1 protein-coding gene is annotated in these 564 nt (G+C 39.7%); it reads right to left on the reverse strand.

Annotated features, from left to right (window positions below; translation table 11 throughout):
- Positions 1-163: 163 nt before the first annotated feature.
- Positions 164-564, reverse strand: a 401-nt coding sequence (locus OGY37_RS00220) for a DUF6392 family protein (RefSeq protein WP_286619766.1), incomplete at its 5' end; no start/stop codon positions are given.

The raw sequence follows: 564 nt of genomic DNA on the forward strand, positions 1-564 counted from the left end.
CTGGTTATTGATAAAAGATAAAAATATTCCTTCTCGCCTCATATTCAACCTGGTAATATCATCACTAACAGTACCCGTTGTTTTTTGTAGGGAATTAAACCTTTATCATAAATATCCTGATAAGGTTTGCCTAATTACCGCATAAGAGTTTCGACGTCAATGTTCATTTGCCACCAAGTCGTTTTTTCTCCAATGCCATCTGAATCTCCTTTGCTCGTTCCACTGGAATAAATGTGATCCTGTTGACAAAAAAATATTGATTGTAAGAAAACGCCGCTGCAATATTTTGATTCGGAGTTGGTAAAATATATGTTTCCTCCACCCCAACATAAATAGTCATAATCACGCTGGCATCAACGTAAGTAATCGGATGACCAAATCGGTCTCGCACCCATCGTTGCGTCATTACTGGTTCAAGACCAAATGGCAGCAAGTTAGGAAACAACCAGTCAGTTTTGTTCTCATCTTCTAACCGTAAGGTCACTGTAAATAGACCCGTTTTAGTTCCAGGCATTTTTTGAGATCCCGGCCAAATGATTGTGTTGCCGATATTCCTCCGGCGTC

The sequence above is a fragment of the Citrobacter sp. Cpo030 genome, assembly GCF_030333005.1.
GTDB classification, from domain to species: Bacteria; Pseudomonadota; Gammaproteobacteria; order Enterobacterales; family Enterobacteriaceae; genus Citrobacter; species Citrobacter portucalensis.